This is a genomic window from Arthrobacter sp. GAS37 (assembly GCF_044908325.1).
Taxonomy (GTDB): Bacteria; Actinomycetota; Actinomycetes; order Actinomycetales; family Micrococcaceae; genus Arthrobacter; species Arthrobacter ramosus.
The window spans coordinates 412420-432927 of the sequence record NZ_JBIYDB010000001.1; the positions used below are offsets into that span (position 1 = coordinate 412420).

At 63.0% G+C, this 20508-nt stretch carries 16 protein-coding genes; 3 read left to right on the plus strand and 13 right to left on the minus strand.

Annotated features, from left to right (window positions below; all coding sequences use genetic code 11):
• Positions 1-66: 66 nt before the first annotated feature.
• Together ABH924_RS01980 and galU are read right to left on the minus strand one after the other, a co-directional pair.
• Positions 67-687: a GNAT family N-acetyltransferase gene (locus ABH924_RS01980; RefSeq protein ID WP_234749173.1), complete on the minus strand. Its 621-nt coding sequence runs from the start codon at positions 685-687 to the stop codon at positions 67-69.
• Positions 688-693: 6 nt separating this feature from the next.
• Complete coding sequence (gene galU, locus ABH924_RS01985; protein ID WP_234749171.1) at positions 694-1599, minus strand: UTP--glucose-1-phosphate uridylyltransferase GalU; 906 nt, start codon at positions 1597-1599, stop codon at positions 694-696.
• 117 nt (positions 1600-1716) lie between these two features.
• On the opposite strand from galU, the gene ABH924_RS01990 reads away from it, so the two are divergent.
• The 3 genes from ABH924_RS01990 (at position 1717) to ABH924_RS02000 (ending at position 3680) form a co-directional block, all read left to right on the plus strand.
• Positions 1717-2322, plus strand: a complete 606-nt coding sequence (locus ABH924_RS01990) for a 5-formyltetrahydrofolate cyclo-ligase (protein WP_234749169.1) — start codon at positions 1717-1719, stop codon at positions 2320-2322.
• A gap of 155 nt (positions 2323-2477) precedes the next feature.
• The gene (locus ABH924_RS01995; RefSeq protein ID WP_404496479.1) at positions 2478-2741 is read left to right on the plus strand and encodes an FmdB family zinc ribbon protein; all 264 of its coding nucleotides are present in this window, start codon (positions 2478-2480) and stop codon (positions 2739-2741) included.
• Positions 2742-2876: 135 nt separating this feature from the next.
• Positions 2877-3680, plus strand: a complete 804-nt coding sequence (locus ABH924_RS02000) for a Flp pilus assembly protein CpaB (protein ID WP_404496568.1) — start codon at positions 2877-2879, stop codon at positions 3678-3680.
• A 19-nt stretch (positions 3681-3699) separates the two neighbouring features.
• Here ABH924_RS02000 and ABH924_RS02005 read toward each other — a convergent pair whose 3' ends face one another.
• From ABH924_RS02005 to groL, 11 genes are all read right to left on the minus strand, one after another.
• The gene (locus tag ABH924_RS02005) at positions 3700-3945 is read right to left on the minus strand and encodes a hypothetical protein (protein WP_404496579.1); all 246 of its coding nucleotides are present in this window, start codon (positions 3943-3945) and stop codon (positions 3700-3702) included.
• A gap of 9 nt (positions 3946-3954) precedes the next feature.
• A complete protein-coding gene (locus ABH924_RS02010) occupies positions 3955-7851 on the minus strand; it encodes an AAA family ATPase (RefSeq protein WP_404496481.1) in 3897 nt (1298 codons plus the stop codon).
• 128 nt (positions 7852-7979) lie between these two features.
• Entirely contained in the window at positions 7980-9584 is a 1605-nt protein-coding gene (gene guaA, locus ABH924_RS02015; RefSeq protein WP_404496483.1) for a glutamine-hydrolyzing GMP synthase, read from the minus strand.
• A 120-nt stretch (positions 9585-9704) separates the two neighbouring features.
• On the minus strand, positions 9705-10223 hold the full coding sequence (locus ABH924_RS02020; protein WP_404496485.1) for a DUF3817 domain-containing protein: 519 nt from the start codon (positions 10221-10223) through the stop codon (positions 9705-9707).
• Positions 10220-11062 carry an SURF1 family protein gene (locus ABH924_RS02025; protein WP_404496487.1) on the minus strand — a complete coding sequence of 281 codons (843 nt, stop codon included), beginning with the start codon at positions 11060-11062 and terminating at the stop codon, positions 10220-10222. Before ABH924_RS02025 ends, ABH924_RS02020 begins: the two co-directional genes overlap by 4 nt.
• A 94-nt stretch (positions 11063-11156) precedes the next feature.
• The gene (locus ABH924_RS02030; protein WP_404496489.1) at positions 11157-11645 is read right to left on the minus strand and encodes a PTS sugar transporter subunit IIA; all 489 of its coding nucleotides are present in this window, start codon (positions 11643-11645) and stop codon (positions 11157-11159) included.
• Between the two features lie 39 nt (positions 11646-11684).
• Positions 11685-13445, minus strand: coding sequence for a glycerol-3-phosphate dehydrogenase/oxidase (locus tag ABH924_RS02035; RefSeq protein ID WP_404496491.1), 1761 nt, complete (start codon positions 13443-13445; stop codon positions 11685-11687).
• A 103-nt stretch (positions 13446-13548) separates the two neighbouring features.
• Positions 13549-14685 carry a GuaB3 family IMP dehydrogenase-related protein gene (locus ABH924_RS02040; RefSeq protein ID WP_284980772.1) on the minus strand — a complete coding sequence of 379 codons (1137 nt, stop codon included), beginning with the start codon at positions 14683-14685 and terminating at the stop codon, positions 13549-13551.
• A 147-nt stretch (positions 14686-14832) separates the two neighbouring features.
• Positions 14833-16344: an IMP dehydrogenase gene (gene guaB, locus ABH924_RS02045; RefSeq protein ID WP_236812187.1), complete on the minus strand. Its 1512-nt coding sequence runs from the start codon at positions 16342-16344 to the stop codon at positions 14833-14835.
• A 207-nt stretch (positions 16345-16551) separates the two neighbouring features.
• Positions 16552-18597, minus strand: coding sequence for an acyltransferase family protein (locus ABH924_RS02050; protein ID WP_404496494.1), 2046 nt, complete (start codon positions 18595-18597; stop codon positions 16552-16554).
• Between the two features lie 256 nt (positions 18598-18853).
• Positions 18854-20464: a chaperonin GroEL gene (gene groL / locus ABH924_RS02055; protein ID WP_234749153.1), complete on the minus strand. Its 1611-nt coding sequence runs from the start codon at positions 20462-20464 to the stop codon at positions 18854-18856.
• Between the last annotated feature and the right edge of the window lie 44 nt (positions 20465-20508).

The following is a 20508-nucleotide window of genomic DNA, read 5'->3' on the forward strand; positions in this document are numbered from 1 at the left end:
CCCACGGTGTGTCGTCGGAGAGTCGGCAAATCAATGGATTTACCGACTCTCATTCACCCAAACGGACTAGTTGGCTCCGCGTCTCAGCCAAGCAGCCAGCAAGCCCCCGGGGACCTCCTCCGAGGTCAACGCAAAGCTTCGATGATCAGCCCATTCTCCGTTGATGTGAAGGAAGCGCTCACGGCGGCCTTCGTCGCGGAATCCCAGCTTCTCAACGACCCGTAGGCTCGGCCCGTTCTCGGGCCTGATGTTGATTTCCATCCGGTGCAGTCCAAGGGCTTCAAAGCAATGGTCGGTGGCCATGGCAACCGCAGTGGGGGCTATTCCGCGACCGGCCCGAGCCTGGTCGACCCAGTAGCCAAGCGTGGCCGTCATCGCCGACCCCCACATAATCGCGGAGACCGTGAGCTGCCCGACGATCCTGGGCTCCGGGAACCCGGGAATACGCTCCGTGATCACAAACGGAAGGGCACTCGCTTGCCGGGCCTGCGCGTTAAGGGAAGCCACCATCTGCCGGTAGTTCGGCAGGCGGCCACCAGGGGCCGGGTTGGAGGCTTCCCAAGGCGCCAGCCAATCACTATTGCGTGAGCGGACCTCGGTCCATTCCTTCTTGTCCCGGTAATGGATGGGACGCAAGATAAGGTCGCCACTCTCCAGCGTCACTGGCCAAATGGCCGCCCCCCACAAAATGGGCTACTTGCTGAGGCCGGCGGCGAAGCCGGGCAACCACTCACGCAGACCGGGACCGAGGTCTTCGCTGTCACACGCCAGCTGGACGCAGGCTTTGAGGTAGCTGAGCTTGTCCCCGGTATCGTACCGACGGCCGCGGAAGACCACTCCATAGACGCCGCGGCCCTCGCCCTGCTCGGCGGCCAGGACCTGGAGGGCATCCGTCAGTTGGATTTCCCCGCCCCGTCCCGGTTCGGTGTGCTCAAGTACGTCAAATACGGCGGGGTGAAGCACATAGCGGCCAATCACGGCCAGGTTGGATGGAGCCTCATCTGCAGCCGGCTTTTCCACAAGCTGCTTGATCCTGACGTAGCCGTCCTCGCCGATATCCTCGATGTCCGCACAGCCATAGGCACTGATCTGGGAGGGCTCCACCTCAATGAGGGCTACAACGGATCCGCCGGTCTTCTGCTGGACCTCAATCATGTCGCTGAGGAGAGTGTCCCGGGCGTCGATCAGATCGTCCCCGAGAAGAACCGCGAACGGCTCATAGCCGACGTGCTGCTTGGCACGCAGCACTGCATGGCCCAAGCCCTTGGGGTCGCCCTGGCGAACGTAGTGGATGTCGCCCAGGCCGCTCGTGGCCTGTACAGCATCCAATTTGGCGAGGTCTCCCTTGGCCTCAAGGGTCGCTTCAAGCGCGGGGACACGGTCAAAATGGTCTTCCAGTGCGCGCTTGTTTCGTCCCGTGATCATCAGGATGTCGTTGAGGCCGACGCCCACGGCTTCCTCAACCACATATTGGATGGCCGGCTTGTCAACTACCGGCAGCATTTCCTTGGGCATGGCCTTTGTAGCCGGCAGGAATCTGGTACCGAGCCCCGCAACGGGGATCACGGCCTTGCGGACGGCGCAGCTATTGGAAGTCACCGGACTAATCTAACGGAAGGAGCTGGACATTGGGCAAAAGGAACCTGGGCGGGCAGAAGGGAACCCATCGTTCCTTCCCCGGCCTCGAGCCGCACAGCAGCGAGAACTGGAGCAAAGATGACTTTGAAAGACGATATCCGCCGGGACAACCGCAAGCGCCGGCTCGCCTTGACCGGACAACAGCGCGCTGACGCCGGAACGGGGATTGCCCGCCATGGCCTCTCGTGGGCGGATGCGGTTGCACAGGGGAAACCGTCGACTTTCGCGGCCTATGTCGGAGTGGCTGCCGAGCCGCCGACAATGCCCTTGCTTACGGCCCTACATGCCGCCGGGCACAGGATCCTCCTTCCCGTCTGTGAACCCGAACGGCGTCTGAGCTGGGTCTATTGGACACCGGAGACGGCCTTTGTCCGCTCGAAGTACGCCCCGATTGACGAGCCGTTGGGCGAACGATTCGACAGTGACGTCATCAAGGATGCGACGGGAATCTTCCTCCCGGCCACCGCCGTCGATGAAGGCGGAAACCGGATCGGCCAAGGGGGCGGTTACTACGACCGGCTCCTCGACAAGCTCGACGCCGACGGGCAGCGTCCGCCGACTGTCGCCGTTGTCTATGACCACGAAGTCCTGCCCGCGGGGACGATCCCGGCCGAACCGTTCGATAAGGCCGTCGCGGAGGCACTTACCCCATACCGGATCGTCCGACTGGTTCCGGCCGATTGACCGGGGCTTCCGGCCTGTCTACTCCGCCACATTCTGTGGTAAAGGCCCCGGCTCTGGATGATAGAATTGGCACTCAGGCCCAGGGACTGCTAACGGACGGAACAATCCGCCTTGGCACCACAGGACCTGTAGTTCGTCCCGGAGGAGGATCACCAGTGCCCACATATGCCTATGCCTGCAAAGACTGCGGACATGCCTTTGACATCGTCCAGGCTTTCACGGACAGCTCCCTGTCCGACTGCCCTGAATGCCAAGGGTCGTTGCGCAAGAAGTTCAACAGCGTGGGCGTCGTCTTCAAGGGATCGGGCTTCTACCGCACCGACTCCCGGGACTCCAAGGGAAGCACCGTTTCGGCCGCTGCCGCGGCACCAGCTGCGTCTCCGGCCGCAGCGTCGGTTCCGGCGGCTGCTGCGAGCTGATTCCGGCTTCCAGCTGCCTTCGGTTTTCCACATAGCTCAACGTTTCCACATAGCTCAACAAGGCCCTGCCACGGGGCCTGCGTGCCCGGTTAGCGTGGCACCATGCCAGCAACTCCGAACGTATCCCCGGACCCCATGTCAGCCGGACCCTTATCGCTTCCGCGCGATAGACTCCTCGCGCCGGTTAACAGGGCACGCACCCGCCGTCTTCAGGCTCTCCCCTTCAGGGCTGGCGGGCACCCTGGCGCTCCCGCGGGACAATCCAAGCACCGCAGCTTCGGCAGCTGGCTAAACCGCAACCGGCGCCTAGTGGTGGCACTCCTTCTATGCGTGGCCGCCGGGATCGCCGTCCATCAACTGACTCCAGCCTCGGAGCAGCGAGCCACGGTCCTGGCCGCCGCACGGGATCTTCCTTCCGGATCCACTTTGATGGATTCCGACCTCAAACCAATCGAAGTCCTTCCTGATGGAGTTCCAGCCGGGGCACTCACCTCCAGGGCTGGATATGGCGGGAAGCAGCTTGCTTCGCCCCTGCAGAAGGGGCAGATCCCCACAGACGCCCAACTCCTGGGACCGGGCCTGCTGACCGGCACCGCACCCGCGACGGCGGCCGTTCCACTTCGCATGGCCGATCCCGCTTCAATCCAGCTCATCTCGCCGGGCCAGTTGGTCAACGTTGTGCTCACGGCAGCAGATGGACTTGAAGGGCCCGGTAAGAAATCCGAGCTCCTGGCAGCTGCGGTCCCGGTTTTGTGGACGTCCGCGCAAGGAGGCAAGGCCAGCCAATGGTTGGGCACGAACGAGGCGGACGGCCTTGTGGTTGTCGCTGCCAATCCGCAACAGGCCGAAATCCTCGCCGGCGCTTCGACACGCGGGAAACTCTTCTTTGTACTCGTCAATCCCTCTGACAAGCGGCAGATCCAGACCCCGGCCGGATAGTCACGAGCAAATGGAACGTTCAGCCCCAGTGCGGGGGCCTTTGCTCCTTCAGCCAGGCGTCGTGGTCGTAGCCAGGCTCATCACCCCAACGGCGTGGATCATCTTCGGAGGCTTTCTTGGGCAGAATGCTTTCTCCTGCCGGCTTCCGCTCCGGTGCGGGCTTCACTTTTGTTTTCTCCTGCTCGTCCAACTCGGTGTCAGCGCCTACCGCATCGGCACCGGTGTCCGCAGGGTTCTTGGATTGAGTGCTTTCGCTTCCCGCCATTGCGCTTCCTTAGGGGATAGCCGGTCCCGAGCCAGGGCCTTGCGTACCGCCAGGCCCGGCCGCGGACGGGTCCGCCTGACTGTTCAGTTCCAATTGTTCAACATCGATGTCCAGGAATCCATCGTGGACGGCACCATACGCGGGTGCTACCGGCTTCTCCAGTCCCAGATAGGACCCGATGCGGTCAGCGCAGGACGAGGGATCCGTGAATACTTCAATGGTCCACAAGGACATATAACGCCAGCCAAGGTGTTCCAGGAGCTGGGGCCGGAGCCTGCTGCGCTCCCTGACGCTCATGCGGCGGTATCGTTCCGTACCATCCGACTCAATGGCCACCGGGGTGGGCATTTCGGAGTCATCACGGCCTATGGTGTGCACGGGATCGGCTGCCGCGGCGATGTCCAAGGCTCCGTCGTAGTGGTGCCACACCCGGGCTCCACGGGCACGGAGTCGCTCGCCCAGATCCGCCACCAACGGATCCTCACCGAGCGCTTGCTCACTGGCCGCAGCCCGGGTGGCCGGCGTCCCAAGATCCGAATTCCCGGACAGTTCACGGTCAAGGAGTTCATGGAAATCAACGGCGCCGTGAGCCAACCTGTCCAGATCGAGGTCCTCCGGACGGAAGCAGCTCAGGACGTGCAGCGATCTCCGGGAGCGGGTCATTGCCAAGGCAAATTTGTTTCGCCCGCCTTCGACGGACAAGGGCCCGAAACTGTGCAGCGCCCGGCCATGCGGAGTTCGCCCGAAGCCCAGGGAGAAGATGATGTGGTCGCGGACCAGTCCTTGCGCGCGCTCCAAATCCACAACGCGGAAGGACTCCGCACTGGCGTTGAAGAAACCCGACAACAGCGGGTAGTTAGGAAGCTGGAGCCTGATGGCTTCGCCGATCCTCGCGGCATGGCGCAGGCTTGCGGTGACAACGGCGAGCGAGGTCCGAGGCCTAAGACTGGCGTGTTGAAACACCAGGTCAACCACGCGGTTCACTTCGGCGGCGACGGATTCAACACCTTCGTGATCCGCCCCGGGCAGGCCGGTGCCATCCGGGATGTACTCAACTACTACCGAGCGGTCCAGCCCCGTTACGGATTGGCCGTCCGGCAGCCGACGCAGGCCGCCGTTGTAGTAGTTCTTGCTCAGCTGAAGCACGAGATCTTCGTCTACCGCTCGATACACCCAGTTCAACTGCCATGTGGGCAGGACCCGGGCCAAAGCACTGAATGCACTGTCCACTGTGTCTTGGCTCGCGGCACCGGCCATGGGAGGCTCCACGGCAACGCTGAAGGTGCGGGCATTGGCGATCTTGGCGTCGCCAAAGGCAACCACTTGCTGGGCTCGGGCGATGGCCGGCAGCACGGCCTGCAAGGATGTGCTCTCGGCATCGAGAATCACCACCGCATCGAATTTCTGCTCTGCAGGCAAAAGGCTGGTCAGCAGGTACGGACTGATGGACCACACGGGAACCAAGCGGGAGACAAGGGCAGGCGCCTGGGCGCTGAGCGCCGAGAGGGTAACGCGGCCATCCTTGATCAGGTTCCGCAGGAGCTCCGATTGGCGGGGATGTTCAGCGATTCCGGCCCGCCACATTTCAGCGAGTTTCCAGCGCAGCCGCGCGGCGCCGCTGGCGATGTGAGCGTGGTCCGCCAGGCGGTACTCCGCTTCGAGCCGGCGGAGGGAGTCGCCGTCGGACATCGCGAGGTAGTCGTCACCGCTGATCATCGCTTCCAGGGCGGACTGCCACCAGGCCAGGTCCAGTTCCGCGGCGACGGATTCGGCAGGCACTTCGCGTTCAGCCAAGTCAGCAAGAAGCTCGGCGAGTCCATGCTCACGCATATTCTCGACCAGAAGGGTGCGCTCCGGGAGCGTTTCCAGGGTTCCCGTGTCGGCCACAAGGCGCTCAAGACGCGCCATGAGATCTTCGTAACGGGTCGCGTGAAGGTCGCCGCCGCCGGCAGTGTGTTTCAGGCAATCACCCAGACGGCGGAGATCCCGGTCCAGTTCGCGGTAGCTGGCGCCGAAGTCCGCGAGTCCGGAGGGCACTGCCGGATGGCGCTGTGTGGTCGCGTACTGGGCCCACAATGCCCGCTGTTCCTGAACGAGCGCCAAGGAGCTGTGCAGATCCGCAATGTGGACACCGGGCCGGACATATTCCTTTGCCACGCGACGAAGACGGGAGCGCTGCATCGAGGGCATCTCGACTCCCCGCTCACGGCGCCACGTGGAGGTAGCGGTAGCGGAAATCAGATCGTGGACCGGCCGGTCAAAAATATCCGGGGTGAATTTGTCCAGGCTTTCCCGTACAGCTATCAAGAGCTCAAGCTGGGCGCCCCATTCGGCGAAGTTCGCCCCAAGCCGGATTTCGGAGTGCTCCGCGACCTGGTTCATCCGTTCCCGCAACTGGGGAAGTTGTTCGGCGGCACTACTGGCCAGTTGCTGGGCTTCCTCGGTTTCCTTGCGGGTGACCAGGCGCGCCCCGTACCAGGGGCTCGACGTCGATGCGCGGCTGAAGCTGCCAAGCTCGGCAGCGCGTCGGAGTCTTTCAGCCAGCTCAGCCCGGTCTTTGATGTTGTCCAGCACGCTGCGCTTCAAGCGCACCGTCGTCGCGGGGGCAGGCTGGATCGAGGTCAGCTCCGCGAGCGACTGCATAGCCTGATAGGGCGAGCATCCCCAGCGCTGGCGTACATTGTGCAAAGACGCGACATGGTCCATGAGGGCATGGCGATGCTCGGTCAGGGTCTTGTGGAGATTCGCGAGTTGCGGCTCGAGCGACTTTTCGTTGCGGATGATCGCGCTGACCAGCTGGCCTTTGAGCTGCTGGGGCGTGGCACCGTTGCCCGGCCTGAACAGCATCGATTCGAGGCCCAGGGCTTCAAAATGGCCCGCGAGACCGTTGAGGCTCGCCCGACGGTCACCCACCACAAGCACCGATTTGCCCTCGTTGACGAGGGCACCGATGGCATTGATGGCCGTCTGGGTCTGGCCGCTGCCTGGCGGGGTGCTCACCACCAGCGAATCGCCTGCCCGGACGGCATCCACGACGTACTGCTGATCCGCGTCCGCATCCAGGAGGAGCGATTCTTCGGCGGGGTCGCGCTCGTCGAGGTTCGGGAACCGTCCGGACTTGATGGGTTCGGGCTCCACGTCGCCGCCGTTGGCCGCCTCAAACAGGGAGGCCACGACGCTGCTGTTCTCGTTGATCCAGGGGTCTTCCAAATTCCCCGAGAGATCCGCCAAGGTCGTTATGAGGAGATTGGGGGTTACCTCGGCACCGTGGATCGGTTGGACCAGCGTGGCCAGACGGTCAAGGACCGGTTGGGGATCAAGGCGCGCGGTGTTGTAGGCCATGCGGCTCACGGCGTTGACGTCAAAGACAATTCCATGGACGGTCTTCAGATGCCGGACCAACGCGGGGTTGATGCCCGCCTGCTCGGTGAGTTGAAGCTCGTAGTCATCTTCGCCCGGACGCGCCGTGAGTGAGATAGCAGCCAACATCACGGGCGCGGAGACTCTTTGGGGTTTTCCTCCGACCGCCGACGTCCACACGACCGTGCCGCAGGACAGATACCCGGCGTCGATCCCCCGGTCGTTTCCCAGTTCGAAAATCTTGGAGCGAAGGTTCCTGGCGGCACGCGCGGCAACAAGATACTGCTGGCGATCCCGGATCAGGGTGGAAAGCCGGGTGCGACGCCCGGCCAGGAGCTGTGCCAGGCCTGAGGGGTGGCCGTTGCTCAGGTCTATCGACCCTTCCGGCGTCTTGACGAAGCGCAGCATGGTGTCCGCGCCAGTCACGGACTTGAGCCCGGACAGCCATTTCCGGAGCTCTACGGAGCTCTCTTCGTGGCTTTGACCTACTGACACCGCTGCCTTCTTTTCTGTTATAGCTCGAGACGACTTGGACCAAATCGGCATACTTTCGAGGGTAGCGGGAATCGACCGGCAGTCCGCACCGCAACACTGGTGGAAAGGCAAATTAGCCCTGATTTCAGGGGAAAGACAAAGTGACCGGCCCCTGGAACAGGGGCCGGTCACTCAGAATGCTATTCCCATTCGATGGTTCCCGGCGGCTTGCTGGTGACATCAAGTACCACGCGGTTGACCCCGTCAACCTCGTTGGTGATCCTGTTGGAGATCCTGGCGAGGAGGTCATAGGGGAGCCTCGACCAGTCGGCAGTCATGGCGTCCTCTGAGGAAACGGGACGCAGCACGATCGGGTGTCCGTAGGTGCGGCCGTCGCCCTGCACGCCAACGCTGCGGACGTCGGCCAGCAGTACGACAGGCATCTGCCAGACGTCATTGTCGAGTCCGGCCGCCGTCAGTTCGGCCCGCGCGATGGCGTCCGCTTTGCGAAGGAGGTCGAGCCGTTCCTTATTCACGTCGCCGACGATGCGGATACCCAGGCCGGGCCCGGGGAACGGCTGGCGTCCGACGATTTCCTGCGGCAAGCCGAGCTGCGCGCCCACGGCACGAACCTCGTCCTTGAACAGCGCACGGAGCGGTTCAACGAGTTCGAACTGCAGGTCCTCGGGCAGGCCGCCCACGTTGTGGTGGCTCTTGATGTTCGCGGCACCTTCGCCGCCGCCGGATTCGACGACGTCCGGGTACAGGGTGCCCTGGACGAGGAACTTGATGCTCTCGCCTTCGGACGCAGCCTCGGCGATGATGGCCCGCTCTGCTTCCTCAAACGCACGAATGAACTCGCGGCCGATGATCTTACGCTTGGTCTCGGGATCGCTGACCCCTGCCAGGGCGGACAGGAATCGCTCCTGCTCGTTGGCGACATAGAGTTTGACGCCGGTTGCGGCAACGAAGTCACGCTCGACCTGTTCGGCTTCGCCTTCGCGCAGCAGGCCGTGGTCCACGAAGACACAGGTCAGTTGATCGCCCACGGCGCGCTGGACGAGGGCTGCGGCAACGGCCGAGTCGACGCCGCCGGAGAGGCCGCAGATGACCTTGGAGTCGCCGATCTGCCGGCGGATCCGGTCCACTTGCTCTTCGAGGATGTTGCCGGTGGTCCAGTTCGGCTTCAGGCCGGCTCCGTTGAACAGGAAGTTCTCCAGAACCTGCTGGCCGTGGACAGAGTGCTTTACTTCAGGGTGCCACTGCACGCCGTAGAGATGCTTCTCTTCGTTCGCGAAAGCAGCCACAGGTGCGCCTGCGGTGGTCGCCAGGACCTCGAAGCCTTCAGGAGCCTCATGAACGGAGTCTCCGTGGCTCATCCAGGTATTCTGGGAGTCCGGAACGCCCGCAAGGATGGAGCGGGCCTCGCCAACCGTGGTGGCCTCGGTGGCGCCGTACTCGCGCAAACCGGTCTGCGCGACCTTGCCGCCGAGCGCGTTCGCCATGGCCTGGAAACCGTAACAAATACCGAAGACCGGGACGCCGGCCTCGAAAAGGTCCGCGCCAACCCTCGGGGCACCCTCGGCATAAACGCTTGAAGGTCCGCCGGAGAGGATGATCGCTGCCGGGTTCTTGGCCAGAAGCTGCTCGGTGGTGAACGTGTGCGGAACAATTTCCGAGTACACATTCGCTTCACGGACGCGGCGGGCAATCAGCTGCGCGTACTGGGCACCGTAGTCAACAACCAGCACCGGCTTCTGGGAAGTCTGAGCTTCAGAACTGAAGGGTGCGGTGGGAGTAGTCACCGTAACAGCCTACTTTGCCGGGATGCCCCGGTGCACCTTGAAACCAGTCGTGAAGCCCGGAATCACCCGCGAAAACAGTCCGACGTTAGCGAACTCACAATGCCCGCCGGGCCAGGTCCGTCAGTAACGCTTGGACGCCTGCGGATTCGCGGCGAGTTCCATCTCTACCTCCGAGTTGAACTTCTTCTCCACAATGAAGGACATGAGGGGGACGACGCCGCCCAAGGCGAGCAGGATGAGCTTCGTGAACGGCCAGCGCATGAGCGACCACAAGCGGAAGTCCGAGATGAGGTACAGCACGTACATCCAGCCATGGACGATCAGGACGCCCACGGAGACGTTGACCCCGCCCAGGACCGCCTTGGACTCAGCGTCGGCGAATCCGAAACCGAACGGCTGACCGGTGATTGCGTTGGTACCGCCGGCAAAGAGATACGCGCCGAACACATAGCGCGCAACAAGCTCAGCGCACAGGAGCAGCAGCATGGTGCCGGTGAGGTAGGCCATGACTTTGTAGAACTTCAGGGCCGAGCGGATCTGGGCCGTCGTTCCGCCGAAGCGGCGTTTCTTGGCCGCGCTTGGCTTTGCTGCAGACTCTCCGGACTGTTCGGGCTGGATGGCCGGTTTGGGCTCAATCATGGCTTTACCTGTTCTGGCTTGGTAATTGCTGGCAAATCGTCGGACGGGAATTCGTCGTCGGGCTCTTCCTCGTCTTCTTCGAGGGTGCGCCGGTAGTCATCGGCCACCATGCGCCACCAGACGTAGAGGGCGAATCCTGCGAAGACGACCCATTCCACGGAGTAGAAAAGGTTGAGCCAGTTGATCTGTTGGTTGGGGGGCTGGGCCGGGATATTCAAAGGCTTCAGCTGCGCGGGAAGCGCGAGCGTCTTGCCCGCCGATACTTCCGACGTCGCGGCGACGAAGCCGGGATAGCTTGAGACTTCCCACGTGTTGATGAGTTCCGCGACCGAAACAGCAGACGTGCGGCCCGCTCCGGCGTCGACGTTTGGCACCGGCGCCTCGGACGGCAGGAGCCGTCCGGTCAGTTCAATGGTGCCCGACGGCGGCGGCCCAGCTTGGGCGGGATCGGCGACCCAGCCGCGGGCTACGGGGATCCAGGTCTTCGCGGAGGCGCCGACGCCGTGGAGGATGGGGGCCCCGTCGACAGCAAACGCGGTCACTACCCAGTACCCTTTTTGCCCGGCGAGCAACCGGCCCTCCACAAGGACCTGTTTGGCGGGGTCGTAACTACCCTTGGCGCTGACCATTTGATCTGACGCGGAACCCGGGAAGAACGTTCCAGGCTGCAATTCCCCTGTAAGCGGCTTGACTTGCTCCACCGCAGGGTCGTCAACCGGGACGTCGCTCTGGGTGGATCTGCCGAACTGCCACTGGCTGAGCAGCACAAACACCCCGGAGAGCAGGAGCGCGAAGACAAGTCCTGCGATCCAGCGGGGCTTCAGAGCGGTTTTCAACACCCCTTAACCGTACTTCGTCAAGCTGTAGAACAGCTAAACGAAAGGACCCGCCCCTAGAGTGAGGCAGCAGGGTCTGCCCCCTATGGGGCGGAATTCAGTGGTCGAAGAACACCAGGCTGGAGTTGATCAGTTCGGCGATCACTTCCGGATCGTGGGCGCGCCGGAGGGATTCCCTGAAGGATTCCTTGGACAGCGAGCGGGCCAGGGTCGCGAGGACTTCCAGGTGGTCCGAGAATGAACTGGCGGGCGTAGCGATGAGCAGGACCAGGGTTGCCGGTCCGTCGCTGGCGCCGAAGTCCAATGAGTGTCCGAACTTCGTGACGCCGACAGCGATCGAGACCCGGGAGACAAACTCGCTGCGGGCATGCGGAAGGCCAATGCCGCCCGGCAGCCCGGTAGCAAGTTGGTGTTCGCGCGAGTTGACATGTCCGAGGAAGCCCTCAAGGTCCGTGATGCGCCCGGCGGCGTAGAGCCTTTCCGCGAGCTGCCCCGCGGCATCTGTTTTGTCGACCGCTTCCATCTCCAGGATGACGGTCTCCGGCGTCGTCAGTTCGGCATCATATGGGTCCAGTGGTTCCGCCAAGTCGTTTTCCCTCCAGTGTGCCCAGCCAACCCGGGCCGCTTAGCGGAGGGGGACGATGTCATCGACACCCATGCGCGCAGCATCGGCCGATTCGTCGTCGGGCTGCTGTTGGCTGAGCCGTTCAGCTTCCACCCGGGCCAGGTAGTGCTTGATTTCGCTTTCCCGCTGCGCGTCGCTCCAGCCAAGAATTTCTCCCACCAGCTTAGCGACAACGGGGACCGCGGAAACACCTCTGTCCCACGACTCGATCGAGATGCGGGTGCGTCGGGTCAGGACATCATGGACATGCCGGGCGCCCTCATGGGTCGCGGCATAGACGACCTCTGCCGCCAAATAGTCGTCTGCCCCCGGCAGCGGCTCGGCCATGGCCGGGTTGTCCTTGATGATCGCCAGGACTTCCGGGGTCATGGAGCCATAGCGGTTGAGCAAATGTTCCACCCTTGCGACGTGGACCCCGGCCTCATCAGCGGTTCTTGCCCGCCGGTTCCATGCAGCTTTGAACCCCTCAGCGCCCAGGAGCGGGATGGTGTCGGTGCAGCTCGCTGGTACGCGCTCGTCCATGGCCCGAGTCGCTTCGTCCACCGCATCCTTCGCCATGACCCGGTACGTGGTGAACTTTCCGCCGGCAACCACCACCAGGCCTGGAACGGGGTGCGCCACCACGTGTTCGCGTGAAAGTTTGGCCGTGGAGTCGCTCTCCCCCGCCAGCAGCGGACGGAGCCCCGCATATACGCCCTCAACATCCTCACGGGTCAGGGGACGCTTCAAGACCCGGTTGACGTGTTCAAGAACATAGTCGATGTCCTTCGTGGACGCGGCAGGGTGCGCCTTGTCGAGTTTCCAGTCGGTGTCCGTTGTGCCGATGATCCAGTGCCGCCCCCAGGGGATGACGAACAGCACGGATTTTTCGGTCCTCAGGATCAATCCCACCGTGGACTGGAAGCGGTCGCGCGGGACCACAAGGTGTATGCCTTTGGAAGCGCGGACCTTGAGCTGGCCGCGATCCGTCACCATGGCCTGGGTCTCGTCCGTCCAGACTCCCGTGGCATTGACCACTTGCTTGGCGCGGACTTCGATGATGCTGCCGTCTTCCTGGTTTTCCACCTTGGCGCCCACCACGCGTTCGCCTTCGCGCACGAACGACACCACGCGCATCCTGTTCACGGCATGCGCACCGTAATGTGCCGCAGTGCGGACGACATTGACCACCAGCCTGGCGTCGTCGACCTGTGCATCGTAATAGCGGATGGAGCCGACGAAGGCATCGCTCTTGAGGCTGGGTGCGGCCCTCAGTGTTCCGCGCCGGAAGAGGTGTTTGTGCATGGGCACGCCGCGGCTGTGGCCGGAGGTGAGGCCAAGAGTGTCGTAGAGGAAGATCCCGGCACCAACGTAGGGCCGCTCCCAAAAACGCCGGGTCAGCGGGTACAGGAACGGAACCGGCCGGACAAGGTGAGGTGCGATCACTTGGATCAGCAATCCGCGTTCCTGGAGAGCTTCCTGGACCAGCGCGAAGTCCAGCATTTCCAAGTAACGCAACCCGCCGTGAATCAGCTTCGAGGACCTTGACGACGTGCCCGAAGCCCAGTCCCGGGCCTCGACAATGCCGACGGACAAACCGCGGGTCACCGCGTCCAAAGCCGCACCGGCCCCGACTACGCCTCCCCCGACAATCAGGATGTCGAGTTCCTTGCCAGGCTCGGTGGTGCCCTTGAGAACTTCGATGGATCTGGCCCGCGCCTGCGGACTCAATGCACCCGTTGATGCATCATCCCTTTGCGAACCATCTGCAACACTGCTCATTGGACGCCTCCCATCGCACAAAGCCCGTAGTTCCCCACACTACTTCTTGTCCAGCGGCTTGGGCAGGGTTTTCGCGCGAGTGCCAGAGCGGCCCGAGCGGAAGCTACCGGCCCGAGTAAGGCGAGACGACGACGTCGACCCGCTGGAACTCTTTCAGGTCCGAATAGCCGGTGGTCGCCATGGAACGGCGAAGCGCGCCGATCAGGTTGGACGTGCCGTTGGTGTGGTGGCCCGGCCCGAAGAGTACTTCTTCGAGGGGACCGACAGTGCCGACGTTGACCCTGTCGCCGCGGGGCAGCTCTAGGTGGTGGGCTTCCTGGCCCCAGTGCCAGCCCTTGCCCGGGGCTTCTTCCGCACGGGCCAAGGCGCTGCCGAGCATGACGGCGTCGGCGCCCATGGCAATGGCTTTGACGATGTCACCCGAAGAACCCATGCCGCCGTCGGCGATCACGTGCACGTATCGTCCACCGGATTCATCCATGTAGTCGCGGCGCGCAGCAGCGACGTCGGAAATGGCGGAAGCCATGGGCGAATGGATGCCGAGTGCACGGCGCGTGGTGGTCGTTGCGCCGCCGCCGAAGCCCACCAGGACGCCGGCCGCTCCGGTACGCATGAGGTGCAATGCCGGGGTGTAGCCGGCGGCCCCGCCGACGATCACGGGGACGTCGAGTTCGTAAATGAACTGCTTGAGGTTCAGCGGCTCATGGTTCTTGGAGACGTGTTCGGCCGAGACTGTGGTGCCACGAATGACAAAAATGTCGACGCCGGCGGCCACCACGGTCTTGTAGTGTTCCTGGGTACGCTGTGGCGTCAGCGAGCCTGCCACGGTCACGCCGGAAGCACGTATTTCCGCGAGCCTGGTGGTGATCAGTTCGGGCTGAATGGGGGCCTTGTAGAGCTCCTGCATGCGTCGGGTGACGGTCGGGCTGGCCGTTTCATCCGCAAGGGCAGAGATCTCGTCCAGCACGGACTGGGGGTCCTCATACCGCGTCCACAAGCCCTCGAGGTCCAAAACGCCCAGGCCGCCCAGCCGGCCAAGGGCGATGGCCGTTTCAGGCGACATCGCGGAATCCATGGGTGCGGCGATCACTGGCATCTCGAACTTGTAGGCATCAATCTGCCATGAGACGGAAACGTCCTTGGGGTCGCGCGTCCGGCGGTTGGGGACGATCGCGATGTCATCCAGGGAGTAGGCACGACGCCCACGCTTGCCACGGCCAATCTCAATCTCGTAAGTCACTGCTCTAGGTTATCCCAGTGCGGCGCGATGTACCGGCAGGGTGACGTACAGCATGACGACAGGCGATGCCTCGTAAATAAGCGAGCCCGCCACCTCCATCTGGGAGGTGGCGGGCTCGCTTGAAACTGCCTATGACAGGAATTACGCCTAGCGGGAACCGTAGTTCGGGGCCTCGACGGTCATCTGGATGTCGTGCGGGTGGGACTCCTTCAGCCCGGCCGCGGTGATGCGCACAAACTTGCCGCGTGCTTTGAGCTCGGCGATGGTCGGTGCACCCGTGTAGAACATGGTCTGGCGCAGGCCGCCGACCAGCTGGTATGCCACTGAGGACAGCGGGCCGCGGTAGGCGACGCGGCCTTCGATGCCTTCCGGGATGAGCTTGTCATCGCCGGAAACGTCCGCCTGGAAATAGCGGTCCTTCGAGTAGGACGTGTTCTTGCCACGGGACTGCATGGCACCCAGGGAACCCATGCCGCGGTAGCTCTTGAACTGCTTGCCGTTCACGAAGATCAGCTCACCCGGCGACTCGTCGCAGCCAGCCAGCAAAGAGCCGAGCATGACGGTGTCGGCACCGGCCACGAGGGCTTTGCCGATATCGCCCGAGTACTGCAGGCCGCCGTCGGCGATCAGCGGAACACCGGCAGGGATGGCGGCCTTCGAGGACTCGTAGATGGCCGTGATCTGGGGAACGCCTACACCGGCAACAACGCGCGTGGTGCAAATGGAGCCCGGGCCCACGCCCACCTTGATGCCGTCGGCGCCGGCGTCGATCAGTGCCTGGGCGCCTTCACGGGTGGCAGCCTGGCCACCGATGATGTCAACGTGCGCGGCAACTGGGTCGGACTTCAGGCGCGTGATCAGGTCCAGGACACCCTGCGAGTGGCCGTTGGCGGTGTCCACGAAGAGCGCGTCGACACCGGCGTCGATCAGGGTCATGGCCCGTTCCCAGCCATCGCCGAAGAACCCGATGGCGGCGCCGACGCGGAGACGGCCTTCCTCGTCCTTCGTCGCGAGCGGGTACTGCTCCGCTTTGGTGAAGTCCTTGGTGGTGATAAGGCCTTTGAGGCGTCCCTGCTCGTCAACGAGGGGCAGCTTCTCGATCTTGTTGGTGGCCAGCTTGTGCGAGGCCTCTTCGCGGCTGATGCCGACGTGGCCCGTGATGAGCGGCATCTTGGTCATGACGTCGCTGACCAGCCGCAGCGGGAAGTCGGACTCCGGTACGAAGCGGGTGTCGCGGTTGGTGACAATACCCAGCAGACGGCCGTCCGGGTCGATGACAGGGAGGCCGGAAACCCGGTAACGGGAACACAGTTCGTCCAGTTCCTGAAGGGTGGCTTCCGGGTGGATGGTCAGCGGGTTGGTGATCATCCCGGACTCGGAGCGCTTGACGCGGTCGACGTGGTCGGCCTGGTCTTCGATCGACAAGTTGCGGTGGATCACGCCAAGGCCGCCCTGGCGGGCCATGGCGATGGCCATGCGGGACTCGGTGACGGTGTCCATGGCGGCGGACAGCAACGGCGTCTGGACCGAAATTCGCTTGGAGATCCGGGAGGAAGTATCAGCTTCTGACGGAATGACGTTGGTGTGGCCCGGCAGCAGCAGGACGTCGTCGTAAGTCAGGCCGACAAAGCCAAAGGGATCGTGTTCGGGCTGGGTCATGAGTGCGCCTCTTACCTTGGTTCTTGGGGGTTGCTCTGGTAGGGGTTGCAGCTGATGACCAGCCCGTCATTACGGGACTGGCCTGTGCAGAAAGGTTCTGAATAAATAGTAGAACCTCGCCGCCGATCCCCATATTCCGCGAGGGCAATGTGAGCAACAGCACCCGGCACCCGCCTACGAGCAACCCGGCTGCTCAGCTCCGGCCGCCTAGCTCCACCCGGTCGCGGCCATGAACGCCTTCTCAAAGTATGGGGTCAAGGTCTTCATGTATGTGGCGGTCACGTGGTTGTCGTCCTTGTAGACCATCACGTTGCCGATCACTGCCGGACAATTCGCATCGGGGCAGAAATACTTCGAAAGGTCCAGGAATTTCGTGTCGGGCATTCCCGCGGCCACCGCCCCCGTCGGGGAATCTTCGGAGTAGATTTCGGCACGCTGGGAACCGCAGGCAACATATGCTCCCGGGTTCTTCTCCAGGCAGGCCGGAACTGGCTGGGCTGCGCGTGGAGTGTCGCGGAAGGCAACCACTTGGATTCCGGCGTCGTTAAGCGTCTTTACCTCCGTGACCCAAGAGGGATCGAGCCGCTCGGGGACGTTGCTCTGCGCATTGGTTCGCGTACTCGTTGTCACCACAACATCCGGCTTCATCTTCAGGACCTCTGCGAGCGTGGCCTTGTTGAAGTCAACGCAGGCCTGCGTAATGTCCGCCGCAGTGTCCTCGCCAAGCGGGCAATATCCCTTCGTGATGGACGTCAGGCTCCAATGGTTCTTTGCGGCCATCGTAAGCAGCGGCGTGTTCAGCACGTGGGCGTGCGAACTGCCAATGACCACCACGCTTTTCGTCCCGTTCTTGATCCCGTTGGTGCATCGGTTGACGAATTCCTGCGGGTCCGCCGTCCCCGTGCAGGGAGTCGGGAAAACCGGCCAGTCACCATCAACTGCGGTCATGCTTGGAACCAAGGGCACCCCCGGATCGGGGGTATAGACGAAGTCCCCGCCGACGGCGGCCGCTCCGGGGTTGCGGGCATCCATGTTTGCGACCAGCGCGCGGTTTGTCTGCTCGATCTGCAGGGGCCAACCCGCCAGCGGCAGAATAGCCACGGTCCCTACCGCAACCAGCGAAATCACGCTTCTGCGCCGGTTGGCCTCGGGCCACTTCCACTCCCGCAGCGGCCTCTCGATGAACCTCGTGGTCAGAACAGCCAAAAGGAAGGCACCAATAATAATCACCGTGCCGGACAACCAGCCAGCGTGGGTCTTGCCGGACCAAGCCAAATAGATGACCAACATGGGCCAGTGCCAAAGGTAGAGGGCGTACGAATTGTTCCCCATCCGCACGAGCGGCTTGGAACTGAGGATCCGGTCGATTCCGAATCGACTCTGGGTCTGGCCCGCTGCGAGCACACAGGCGGCGGCCAGGGTGGGCCACAAAGCCAACCACCCGGGGAAGACGCCCTCGACGTCGAGAATGAGCCCGCAGCTAAGCATCGCCAGGACGCCGATCCAGCCAAGGACGATCCTGGCCGACCTGGGTATTTTGAGCGAAGGCAGGAAGAGGGCCAGAAGAGTTCCAAGGGCAAATTCCCAAAGCCTGGCCGCCGTCGAGAAGTACGCCGCCGATTGGTCCGTAGCGGTATAAACGACCGAATACACCAGGGAAACCAGGAAGATTATTCCGAAGATGTAACGCAGGAGGGGAACGTACGCGAGCCTGAACCTTCTCGCCGCCCAGCCTGCTCCCACAAAGATGATCGGCCAGACAATGAAGACTTGTCCTTGAATGGACAGCGACCAGAATTGCTGTAACGGGCTGGCCAGGCTGTGGTCCGCAGCGTAGTAGTTGACGGCCTGCGACTGCAGCAGGAAGTTCTCAACGTAGAAAAGTGAAGCCCAGCCCTGCTTGATGGTATCGACCCAGCGGGTGGCCGGCATGAAGAGGTAGGTGGCGGCCAGCGTTCCAACAATCACCGTGACGGCTGCGGGCAAGAGCCTCCGGAAATGATGAAGATAGTGCTTGATCAGTTCTGTTTGCCGCCCGCCGGCATACCGTCTCGTGAACTGCGCCGTCATGAGGAACGCCGAGACCAGAAGGAAGACATCCACCCCGCCGGAGACCCGGCCAAACCAGATGTGGTACGTGACAACCATGAGGACGGCAACAGATCGAAGTCCCTGGATTTCAGGACGGAAGGTCGATTTAGGTGCCGAATTCTGCGTCTCGCCGCTAGTTCGCCGTAGCGCAATCGGGCGCATGGTTGTCAAAGTCTTGCCTCCAGGGTGCTACTCAAACCGTCTACCCTACTGATTCGAAATGTTCATCGTCAATTGAGACCGCGTTCAACCAACTTCCTACGATCCATTAGGACACAAGCGGCTGGGAGCTTCCGGAACGTTGTCTGGGTCAATCCTCCATGCCGTCTTACCGGCGTCTGGTCGTCATCCCGCACCCCCACATGCAGGAGGCCCGGCCCCCAAAGGGGACCGGGCCTCGCGCATCGAGCAACCAATATTAGTGGCTGTGGCCTGCGTGCTCGTCTTCCTCGGCCGGCTTCTCGACAACCAGGGTCTCGGTGGTGAGAACCAAGGCTGCGATGGACGCGGCATTCTGGAGCGCGGAGCGGGTGACCTTGACGGGGTCGATCACGCCAGCGGCGATCAGGTCCTCGTACACACCGGACTTCGCGTTGAAGCCGTGGTTGTCTTCCAGCTCGGCAACCTTGGCTACGACGACGTAGCCGTCGAAGCCGGCGTTCTGGGCGATCCAGCGAAGGGGCTGGGTCAGGGCGCGGCGGACGATGCCGACGGCGGCAGCCGCGTCGCCTTCCAGTGCCTTGACGGCGGCGTCCTCGTCCAGTGCCTTGAGGGCGTGGATGAGGGCGGATCCACCGCCGGAGACGATGCCTTCTTCAAGGGCAGCACGCGTCGAGGAAACTGCGTCCTCGATACGGTGCTTCTTTTCCTTGAGCTCGACCTCGGTGGCTGCGCCGACCTTGATGACGCCGATGCCGCCTGCCAGCTTTGCGAGCCGTTCCTGCAGTTTTTCCCGGTCCCAGTCGGAGTCGGTGCGGGTCAGCTCGGCACGGATCTGGGCGACGCGTGCTGCGACGTCCTCAGCCGTACCAGCGCCGTCAACGATGGTGGTGTTGTCCTTGGTGACGGTGATCCGGCGGGCACTGCCGAGGACCTCGAGGCCAACCTGGTCCAGGGACAGGCCGAGCTCCGGGGAGACAACCTGTGCGCCGGTCAGTGTGGCAATGTCCTGCAGCATGGCCTTGCGGCGGTCGCCGAAGCCCGGAGCCTTGACGGCAACGACGTTCAGGGTGCCACGGATACGGTTCACGATCAGCGTGGACAGTGCCTCGCCGTCGATGTCCTCAGCAATGATGAAGAGCGGCTTGGCTGCCTGCAGGGCCTTCTCGAGGAGCGGCAGGAATTCCTGCAGCGAGGAGATCTTGCCCTGGTTGATCAGGATGAGCGCGTCTTCCAGAACAGCTTCCTGGCGTTCCGCGTCAGTGACGAAGTACGGGGACAGGTAGCCCTTGTCGAACTGCATGCCCTCGGTGAGGACCAGTTCGGTCTGCGTGGTGGAAGACTCTTCGATGGTGATGACGCCATCCTTGCCGACCTTGCCAAAAGCCTCGGCGAGGAGCTCGCCAACCTCATCGCTCTGGGCGGAGATCGCGGCAACGCTGGCAACCTGTGTGCCTTCTACTTCGCGGGCGTTTTCCAGGAGGCGGGCAGCCACGGCCTGGACCGAAACTTCGATGCCGCGCTTGATTTCGCCAGGGGCGGCTCCGGCGGCAACGTTGCGCAGGCCCTCCTTGACGAGTGCCTGTGCCAGCACGGTGGCCGTGGTGGTGCCGTCGCCTGCGACGTCATTGGTCTTGGTGGCGACTTCCTTGGCCAGCTGCGCGCCAAGGTTCTCATACGGGTCGTCGAGTTCGACTTCGCGGGCGATCGTCACGCCGTCGTTGGTGATGGTGGGAGCTCCCCACTTCTTGTCCAGAACGACGTTGCGCCCGCGCGGGCCAAGGGTGACCTTGACGGTGTTGGCGAGCTTGTCAATGCCTGCTTCGAGCGAGCGACGGGCAGCGTCGTTAAACGCAAGCTGCTTTGCCATGGTTGTGTCCTTTCAAGACGGAAAACCCGCACCGCTGATTCGAC